This window comes from Rothia nasimurium (genome assembly GCF_042660305.1).
Classification (GTDB): domain Bacteria; phylum Actinomycetota; class Actinomycetes; order Actinomycetales; family Micrococcaceae; genus Rothia; species Rothia nasimurium.
Genome location: NZ_JBHSTW010000033.1, coordinates 1 through 535 on the forward strand (window position 1 = coordinate 1; position 535 = coordinate 535).

At 52.3% G+C, this 535-nt stretch carries 1 protein-coding gene; it reads right to left on the reverse strand.

The window, feature by feature from the left end:
* Window positions 1-535 (reverse strand): hypothetical protein (locus ACFP6B_RS11060; RefSeq protein WP_377129968.1); only part of this gene is annotated, 535 nt, incomplete at both ends.

Consider the following 535-nt stretch of genomic DNA (forward strand, 5'->3'; position numbering starts at 1 on the left):
TTTAAGGATAACCAGGACGAATACGAACAGCACCATAATGATTTTGATGATGTATTCGAGCTGTAGGAATGACATGTGGGTGCCGATAACACCGCCGGCGATGAGTGCTAAGCCGGAGGTGGGGAAGGCAAGGATAGCTGGCTGAATACGGTAGTTGAAGTCCTGGTTGCCGGAGGCGGCGTTATAGGAGGCTACAGATGTATCGCCTGCCATCGAGTACAGCAGAGCAGAACGTACCTGCCACTTGTAGTAGCACAGTTCCTCACCAGACTTATCATCGAGCTTGTCCTGTGCAGGGGCGTTGAGTGTTGAACAGCCCTTGAGTTTTTCGCCCTTGAGTTTTTCGCCCTTGATAGCTGCTGTTTCAGCTGCGGTGTAGGTCTGAGTCCATCGCATGTATTCAGCGACAGTGGGGTGTCCATCTTCGTTGGTAGTGGGGACTACACCTGCAGCTGGCAGGGTGACGGGCTTGCTTTTTTTGCCATCCCAGTCCATGTTTGCGTCTTCTTTGTAGATAACCACAGAGCCGGGGTCG